We start from the raw sequence: 7,846 nt of genomic DNA, 5'->3' as shown, positions 1-7,846 counted from the left end.
CCCGCGGCATGCGGCCCGACCGCCGCCGCGGGCCGCCCGCCAATTCCGGTAATGCCGGGGCCGCCACGGGCGACGATAATGGCAACCGCCTGTCTGTCTGCCGAGGTTGTCATGCGTCTTTCCCTGTTTGCCGGCCTGTGGCTGGCCTGCGCGCCATTGCTGGCGGCCGCCAGCTGTGTGGACGGCGCGGTGTTTGCCGATACCAATGGCAATGGCCTGCGCGATGCCGGCGAGCAGCCGTTGCCCGGTATCGCGGTGTCCGATGGTGAGCATCTCGTGCGCACCGACGCACAAGGCCGCTACCGGCTGCCGGCCTCGACCCAGCCCACGGTGTTTGTCATCAAGCCAGCCGGTTACCGCGCCGCCGCCCGCGCCGATGGTCTACCGGACATCTGGCGCCCCGGCAGTGCGCCCGCCGCTTTCAAGGGCAAGCGCCCGGCCGATGCCGATGCGCAGTGCCCGCCGTTCGCACTGGTGCCCGACGCGGACGCCCCGGCCAGTTTCCAGACCCTGCTGATGGCCGACAGCCAGACCAGCAACGCACTGGATGTGGCTATTTCGAACGTGACCTCATCGCGCCGCTGCGTGGCACCCATCAGGCCCGGCTCGGCCTGACCCTGGGCGACATCACCAACGATGATCCGGCGCTGTATCCGGCCCTGGTGGCGGCGGTGACCTCGCTGAGGGTGCCATGGCTGCATGTGCCGGGCAATCACGACATGGATGTGGACGCGCGCAGCGATGCCACCTCGCTGGCCAGCTATCACCGCGCGCTGGGTCCGGACACCTATGCCTGGGAAGAACGCACGATGGTGTTCATCGGCCTGGACGACATCATCGCCCAGCCGGGGCAGAAACCGGCCTATATCGGTGGCCTGCGCGAGGACCAGTTCGCCTTCCTCGAACGCTATCTGCCCACCGTGCCGGAAGACAAACTGCTGGTGATCGGCGTGCACATTCCGCTGTTCGACCACCGCTTCCGCGAGGCCGACCGCAAGCGCCTGTTCGCGCTGCTGGAGAACCGCGCCAACCGGCTGATTCTCAGCGGCCACACCCACGAACAGAGCCAGACCTTCTGGGATGCCGCACGCGGCTGGAATGGTGCCACCCCATTGCACGAATACAACGTCGGCGCGGCCTGCGGTGCGTTCTGGTCCGGGGTGAAGGACGCCCAGGGCATTCCCGACACGACCATGGCCGATGGCACGCCCAATGGGTACGGCCTGCTCAACGTGCAGCCGCAGGGCCGCTACAGCGTGGAATACCGCGCCGCCCGAGCCCCGGCCAGCGAGCAGATCGCGCTGCATGCCCCGCGCGTGCTGCGTCGCGGCGCCTACCCGGCATGGGGCGTGTACGCGAACGTGTTCATGGGCTATGACGGCCTGCCGGTGGAGTTCCGCGTCGATGACGGCCCCTGGCTGCCGATGAAGCGCATCGAGCAGCCCGATCCGCGCCTGCTGCAGGAAAACATCGCCGATGACCTGGCCACGGCGCTGCGCGGCTACGACCGCTCGCCCGAGGCCACCCCCTCCAGTCACCTGTGGCGCGCCGCATTGCCGACCACACTGGCCGAAGGCGAACACACGGTAGAGGTGCGCACCACCTTGAACGGCACCGTCTACAGCCGCCGCACCACCTACCGGCTGCAGAACGCCACACCCTGAGCGGAGGCGGGCATCGGCCAAAGACAGCCGCCCAGGCCGGGTTGGCCTTACCCACCCAGCGCCGTTGGCCTGTTTCCCGATGTCCGTCAGATGGCGCCGCCCCGACCGGCACACCCGCTGCGGGCCATGTCCACGCTGCACTCCCTCTGCAGTCGCGTCGGTGGAATTGGCGGCATCAACTCCTTGTCGCCCGCTTGTTCTCCGATGCCCGATGGATACCGCACCACCGCCACGCTAGGCTTGCGCGGGGGTGCCAACTGGGGGCAGGGGAGTCGATGCAACACAGAGCAATCATCTACACCGTGCTGGCCGCGACGGTGCTGGCGTGCAGTGGCTGCGGATTCCCGCTGTCCGCTGACGGTGATATCGCAGCCGAGCCGATGGACCCCGGGCGCCGCCTGATCGGCCAGGTGCAGGGCAGTGGCGCGGTAAGCCCGCTGCTCGGCGAGCAGGTGCTGATCGAAGGCGTGGTGGTGCGCAGCCTGGCCGGCGATGGCGACGATATCGCGCAGGAATTGGGCGAGACGCTGGGCGAGGGCAATCGCGGCCGCGTGGTCGGCTGGTTCGTGCAGGACGAAGGCGACGGCGATCCTGCCACCTCCGATGCGCTGTTCGTGCTTGATCGCGGCTATGACACCGCGCTCAACATGCCGGCCGAAGCCGAATTCACGATGCGCATGGGGAATCGCGTGCGCAGCGGCGACCGCATCGTCGTGAACGGCGAAGTGATCGAGGTGCCACAGGCCGACACCGCCGAACAGCCGCGCAGCGCCGGTCATTCCGTCGCGCGCGGCACGCCAGCGGACACCGTCACCACCCTTGCCGCCAGCAGCATCACGTTGCTGGCGCCGGATGAGCGCGCAGTGCCCCTCATTCCGTTGGCGATCGCACCGGCGCAGGCGCAGCAGGAGCGGGTTGAAGGCATGCGCCTGTCGCGGATCGATAACGGTGCATCGCCGTTGCCATTGCCGGCAGCCCCCTCACCGTAAGGGGGGCGCATGAACCCGGCACCGACAAACAGGCGCCTGCATCCAGGGCATCAGACGCGTGCGATCTTCCGCGTTGGCCGCAGTCACGCGGCTACACCGCGACATGCGCGGATTTACGCCTGAATACGCAGGGATAGCGGCATTTCACAGTCCATCAACGCCGTGCGGCGCAATCATGTCTGTGCAAAAAGTCCGCAATATTTCCGTGGTCCAGACGTGAGAAAGGAGAAGTGAAATGTTTCTGACCAAGAAAAATCTGGTGTTGGCAGTGACGGCCGTCGCCGCCCTCGGTCTTGGCGGCTGCGCCACCTACCGTGACGATTTTGCAAAGATCAATACGCGCTTGATTCGCTCGACACGAAGGTGCAGAGCGCAGCCCAGAGCGCCGAATCGGCCAACCAGTCCGCGCAGCGGGCCAACCAGCGCCTGGATCAACTCGAAGGCCGCGTCCAGCAGCTCGAAACCGCACCGCGCCGCGAGCCGCGCGGCTGATCGCGCCTACGCGCGTGCTGACCAAGGGTGTGCGCTTCAAACCCGGTGGTCCTTGCTGACCACCGGGGGTTTTTCTTAAGCCGCTCCATGCTCCAAGGAACGTGTCCCATCAATACCTGTATCTATTCCGCGATCCGCGCCGCGTGTGGCGCGCTGGTACTGGCGTTGGCAAGTGTTGGCCCAGTCAATGCACAGGATGCCGCCGCGCATCCGATGGCCGACGTCGACCAGCTTCCCCCGGATCAGACCGTGTCGGACACGGTAATCGAGCTGGCCGGCTGGGTGGTTGCCAGCAAGGACAGCCAGGGCTATCCGTTCACGATCATCGACAAGGCCGCCGCCCAGGTGCTGGTATTCGACGGTGACGGCCGGCTTCGCGGCGCCGCCCCCGGACTGTTTGGTTCGGCGGTGGGTGACCACACGGCCCCCGGCATTGCCGGTCTGGCGCTTCGCGAGATTCCGGGCAAGGACCGCACCACGCCTGCCGGTCGTTTTATAGGCGGTTTCGGCCCCTCCATCGACGCCGGCCGCGTGCTGTGGGTGGATTACGATTCGGCGGTATCCATGCACCCCACGGCGACCGGCGTCCCGGCTGAGAGACGCGTCGAGCGCCTTGCGTCGCCGTCGCCGGACGACAACCGCATCACCCATGGTTGCATCAATGTCTCGCCCGAATTCTACGAGCAGGTGGTCGTTCCCACGTTCGAACGGGGCGGGGTGTTCTACATCCTGCCGGACACCGCGCCGCTGGCCGAGACCTTCCCGGAGTTCGTGCAAAGTCGCGGGCCGGTGGAAAGTAATCAGGAAGCCAACGCAGGGGCCGCCCGTCACTGAACGGTGCGTTGGTGTGATGCCTTTGAGGTACGAGGCAGTGCCGCGACGGAAGACTCCTGCAGCGCATCCGGTACGATCTTCGAATCCGATCACGCGCTCCGGTTATGCGTCGGCGGGTGAGTCCGGCTCGGCGATCGTATGATCGAGCTGCGCCAAGGGGCAGGGGGCCGTAGCTGGCAGGTAAATGGTGCGGGATCGGATTGAGCCTGATGGATTCACCGTCAAATCGACGCGCCGGTCCTGGATCCCTGGCTGGAACTCCAACGGGAACGTGGGAGTCAGATTCTCAGTGGGGCTTGTACACCGGCATCGGTGCCCAGGTCTCGACCCAGCTTGCGGTGATGGAAACCTCAAGCGTGTTGCCATCGGCATCGGGCGAAATCCGGTAGCGATGCGTCGGGCCCTTCATCCACTGCACCGTGAAGTACAGCGCGGGTTCCTCCGTATTCCAGCGGACGTCGCTGATGGCGTTCTCCACTCCTTCCACGTCGTCGATGAAGGTCACTGCCAGTCCATCATCAATAAGTGAGAAGCGGAACACGGCAAAGCTGGCTTCCTCCCAGACGTTCCATTCGCCTATGAACTGTTGTCTGGGGTCAGGGGTCGGCATAGGGATGCTCAAGAGTGACATCTGGCGCTCACTGCACTTGATTCAGGTAGATGGTGCCGGACTGTTCGGGCCAAACAATGTCGGAAGTGTCATAGCCTTGCTGCTGGGCGGTCTCAATCCATCCGGTTGCGACAGTCCGGTCCATCTGGGCGTGCCGGTGGAGCAGATGTAGTCGTTTCATGCCAGGCTCCCCGATAAGGGCGGTCGTATAGTCGTCATCAATTCCCAGAATCCAGAATTTCTCCCGGGTAAAGGGAACCCATTGCAGCCAATCCGGCATGAAGCTGATCGAGAATCTCGCATGGGCGCTGTCGGATACCCGGACAACACCGGAAGATTCCTCCAGCGCGTCGCGCTCACCTATGTAGGAGTGGGAAACGTGGATGGGTTCGTCCGAGTCCCTGGTGAAGTTCCACACCCGATCTCGTGCGTCCGGGTTGTCGCCATGTTGTGGCTTCCTGGCAATCTCGTACCAGGTTCCAAGATAGCGGGGGAGGTCGACATAGGATGCGGTGTGAATAGTGGTGTTCATGGGAATGCCTGTATTTCCACGCTGTCAACGATCGCGACAATGAACTGTCCGTGCAGCAGGAACGGGTCCCAGGACCTGGCTACTTCGCTCGTTTTGCGTAGGTCAGGATGGTCGCCTCATCTTCGGCAGCGGCCTTGACCGACTTGGACCATCGCACCACGGCGCCTTTGTTCTGGATCAGGGTTTCCAACTGCAGACACAGGCACTCGGCGCACGCTTGACCTCCCGGGCTGCTTTTTCCGCAAAGCTTGCAAGGCGCCATCGTGGTCGTCTCGGGAGGGCGAAGCTGATAGGCAATTTTTTCCATCAGTGCCTTGGCCTGGGCCACCGTTTTCACCGTTGATGATCCTCAGGACGAGCTGCGCACGCTGGCGCAGCTCTCCATTTGTTTAGCAGCAGTTGCTGTTACTTCTGCTGAGGCTTGCTGCCGTCATGGGTCTTGCCTTCCTTGGTGTCCGCATCCTTGCGGTTGGTGTCATGCTCTGGCATCGCGCCGGGTGCCCGCTTCGGATCACGTTCCTGCGGGTTCTGGGGGCTGGCTGTTACATTGAGGCTACTCATCTTCTACTCCATTGCGATGAAATCATCGCAGAAGCATCTTTCCCCTTTGTGTGTTACCCCGGTGTGCTATTGGCGCTCTGAGGATGAACGGGCTGATCAGGAAACAAGCCGATCCCAGCACATACCGGCTATCTGATCCGAGATTCTTCTCTGGTCCATGCTCATCTTGCCCGATAGATGACGGTGCAGGTCGGAGTGCCACGCACTGCGCGTTCCATGCGGATTGCGGATATAGATGTCGCAGGCAAGTTTGATTACCGGATTGCAGTCGTTGATGAAACTGTCCCCGATAAGCGCGCCATCACTGTACCGAGTCCGCCAGTAACCAAGCTCGGCGGTTACGTCGACAAAGTCGCGATCGCGTTGATTGTTCATGATGCGCAGCCAGGTACGCCATCTTCGCAGGTGGGGGTTCTTCCCCTGTCTTTCGCATATCTGCGAGATGTCATGTTCTGCGGTTCCGGAAGTCTTCCTTGAGCTGATCCAGCTGTTCCGCGGCAGACACCATGCTTTTTATCCGGTCCAGAAGGGAGTCGATATTGTTGCTGCGCTCCAGTTCGTCTACCGATCCGGATGCCGCTTTCAAAGCGCGCCGGGTCAGAATCGCAAGGGATCTGAGCTTGTCCAGGCGCTGTGAGCGGGACCATGCATGTGCTGATGTTGTCATCTCCAGCGCCAGTTCATCCAGGTCAGCGCGTACCTCTTCGTAGTTCATGATCAGCATCCGGAGCACAGGTAGTGCCCGCACCGCGCCCAACATAGGCCTATTTCCACCGTGCGATGTGATGAGCGATTCGTCCGTCCCTGTTCTTTCTCCAATCGCCTTGCATCCTGCAACGGCGATTGTCACGCGCCGGGCACGCGGCGCGCTCCCCAGTTGGCTTGGTGGTCACCCCGTGAGCCCCCTTCCGGATTCGGGGACTGCCGGTTAACGGCACAACGCGCACCGTGTACGTGCGACGACGTTGTCGCGTGGATGGAGCACGTGCTTGAGCACCCCGAATCCCACCGATCCGGAGGCGCCCCGCGATCCGGATCGTCCGGATCCGACACGGGATCCGCGCAATCCGAATCAACCCAACCCGGATCTGCCCGACACGCGCAATCCGGATCTGCCCGGCGATCCTGCTCCTGAACTGGAGCGTCAGGCGCCGGGCGAATTTGAAGAGGAACAATGAGATGCCGACCACTCCGCAAACACCGCAGAAAGGCCACGAGCAGCGCTCGCCGGGCAAAGACGACAACTCGCAGCGGCATGGCAGCCCGCAGCAGCATGACCAGAAGCCGCACGACCAGAAGCAACAACAGGACCGTCAGCACAAGTGAGTGAGAGGTTCTTGTCGGGGTTCACCGCGGGGACACCACGTTGTTCAGCGGCGGGCAGTGCGTGACAACGAGCTTGGGTAGGCAGGCTCGTCACGGTCCGGACAAGATGACGCGGGCTGGCGATAGTCCGCGTGGTGGTGCCCGCTGGCCGCATCCCCCGGTCAGCGGGTTGTGGCGCCGGGGAGATAGTGCCGGAAGGAAGCGGCGCGCAGGCGTTGAGTCCAATGGGTAGCCGGGTGGTCCACCTGGCCCCGGGAAAAAGCCCCTCCGGGAGGGGCTTTTGATCAGGCAACGATGAGGCTCCAGCTGATTTCGGAGCCATCGAATTTGTAGCGGAAGCCCTCGCGGTCGATCTGCCGGGCGAGGTGTCCATCGGCATCGGCCAATAGCGTGATTTCAACCGACTCCTCACCGGAGCGGCCGCTGATGCGCGACAGGGTTGCGGCGCGGACTTCCTCGGTTGAAACGAAGCTGACCGGCCGGCACTCGCGCCCGGGCCCTTCCAGATAAAGCTTTACGCCTTTCAATGGCGTGCCTCCCATGAATCCCCACGCATGTGGGGACCCGTTTCTAAGGGAGCGGGGGTTAACAGAACCTGCAGGAAGCGTTTGAAACCCGCTCAAACGTGACGCAGCCGGCAGCAATGGCGGCGCTCCGCATGCGCCGGACGGGGCCATCGTTCAGGTGAGAACCACCTCCGGCCGCGCCAGCGGACCCCAGCAACCGGCCGCTGGATTCACCGCACGCGCGCTGGCATATCCGCCTGCAGCGGCAATCAGGGCGGCCCTGACGCCGGAACCGGCAGGTCGCGCGCGGCGGGGAACAGCGCGTGAAATCG

The 7,846-nt window shown here is 63.7% G+C and carries 11 protein-coding genes and 2 pseudogenes; 6 read left to right on the top strand and 7 right to left on the bottom strand.

The features are described 5' to 3' along the window. Positions 1 to 111 precede the first annotated feature (111 nt). The 4 genes and pseudogenes from JCM9942_RS07780 to JCM9942_RS07765 all read left to right on the top strand — a co-directional run bounded on the left by JCM9942_RS07780 (position 112) and on the right by JCM9942_RS07765 (position 3,979). A pseudogene (locus JCM9942_RS07780) lies at positions 112 to 1,664 on the top strand (calcineurin-like phosphoesterase C-terminal domain-containing protein). A 275-nt stretch (positions 1,665 to 1,939) separates the two neighbouring features. Then, positions 1,940 to 2,653 carry a single stranded DNA-binding domain-containing protein gene (locus JCM9942_RS07775; RefSeq protein WP_054658895.1) on the top strand — a complete coding sequence of 238 codons (714 nt, stop codon included), beginning with the start codon at positions 1,940 to 1,942 and terminating at the stop codon, positions 2,651 to 2,653. Between the two features lie 235 nt (positions 2,654 to 2,888). Continuing rightward, positions 2,889 to 3,145, top strand: a pseudogene (locus tag JCM9942_RS07770) (hypothetical protein). Between the two features lie 153 nt (positions 3,146 to 3,298). After that, positions 3,299 to 3,979, top strand: a complete 681-nt coding sequence (locus JCM9942_RS07765) for a L,D-transpeptidase (RefSeq protein ID WP_054658896.1) — start codon at positions 3,299 to 3,301, stop codon at positions 3,977 to 3,979. 286 nt (positions 3,980 to 4,265) lie between these two features. Here JCM9942_RS07765 and JCM9942_RS07760 read toward each other — a convergent pair whose 3' ends face one another. From JCM9942_RS07760 to JCM9942_RS07745, 6 genes are all read right to left on the bottom strand, one after another. Beyond that, positions 4,266 to 4,589, bottom strand: coding sequence for a hypothetical protein (locus JCM9942_RS07760; RefSeq protein ID WP_054658894.1), 324 nt, complete (start codon positions 4,587 to 4,589; stop codon positions 4,266 to 4,268). Between the two features lie 28 nt (positions 4,590 to 4,617). Further along, the gene (locus JCM9942_RS07755) at positions 4,618 to 5,121 is read right to left on the bottom strand and encodes a lipocalin family protein (protein ID WP_054658893.1); all 504 of its coding nucleotides are present in this window, start codon (positions 5,119 to 5,121) and stop codon (positions 4,618 to 4,620) included. A 79-nt stretch (positions 5,122 to 5,200) separates the two neighbouring features. Further along, positions 5,201 to 5,458, bottom strand: a complete 258-nt coding sequence (locus JCM9942_RS18940) for a hypothetical protein (protein WP_145974333.1) — start codon at positions 5,456 to 5,458, stop codon at positions 5,201 to 5,203. 68 nt (positions 5,459 to 5,526) lie between these two features. Beyond that, entirely contained in the window at positions 5,527 to 5,682 is a 156-nt protein-coding gene (locus tag JCM9942_RS18935; RefSeq protein ID WP_157722819.1) for a hypothetical protein, read from the bottom strand. Between the two features lie 96 nt (positions 5,683 to 5,778). Continuing rightward, positions 5,779 to 6,057, bottom strand: a complete 279-nt coding sequence (locus tag JCM9942_RS07750) for a hypothetical protein (RefSeq protein ID WP_054658892.1) — start codon at positions 6,055 to 6,057, stop codon at positions 5,779 to 5,781. Between the two features lie 70 nt (positions 6,058 to 6,127). Further along, a complete protein-coding gene (locus JCM9942_RS07745) occupies positions 6,128 to 6,397 on the bottom strand; it encodes a hypothetical protein (protein ID WP_145974332.1) in 270 nt (89 codons plus the stop codon). Positions 6,398 to 6,671: 274 nt separating this feature from the next. On the opposite strand from JCM9942_RS07745, the gene JCM9942_RS07740 reads away from it, so the two are divergent. Continuing rightward, complete coding sequence (locus tag JCM9942_RS07740) at positions 6,672 to 6,860, top strand: hypothetical protein (protein ID WP_054658890.1); 189 nt, start codon at positions 6,672 to 6,674, stop codon at positions 6,858 to 6,860. Between the two features lies 1 nt (position 6,861). After that, positions 6,862 to 7,008 (top strand): hypothetical protein, encoded by a 147-nt coding sequence (locus tag JCM9942_RS18930; protein ID WP_157722818.1) that lies wholly within the window; start codon positions 6,862 to 6,864, stop codon positions 7,006 to 7,008. 284 nt (positions 7,009 to 7,292) lie between these two features. Here the strand turns inward: JCM9942_RS18930 and JCM9942_RS07735 are convergent, their stop codons facing one another. Next, complete coding sequence (locus JCM9942_RS07735; RefSeq protein ID WP_145974331.1) at positions 7,293 to 7,550, bottom strand: hypothetical protein; 258 nt, start codon at positions 7,548 to 7,550, stop codon at positions 7,293 to 7,295. Positions 7,551 to 7,846 lie beyond the last annotated feature (296 nt).

The sequence above is a fragment of the Stenotrophomonas pictorum JCM 9942 genome, assembly GCF_001310775.1.
Lineage (GTDB): Bacteria > Pseudomonadota > Gammaproteobacteria > Xanthomonadales > Xanthomonadaceae > Stenotrophomonas > Stenotrophomonas pictorum.
Note: the sequence above shows the minus strand (reverse complement) of the source record. Positions and strands in the feature narration are given on the sequence as shown.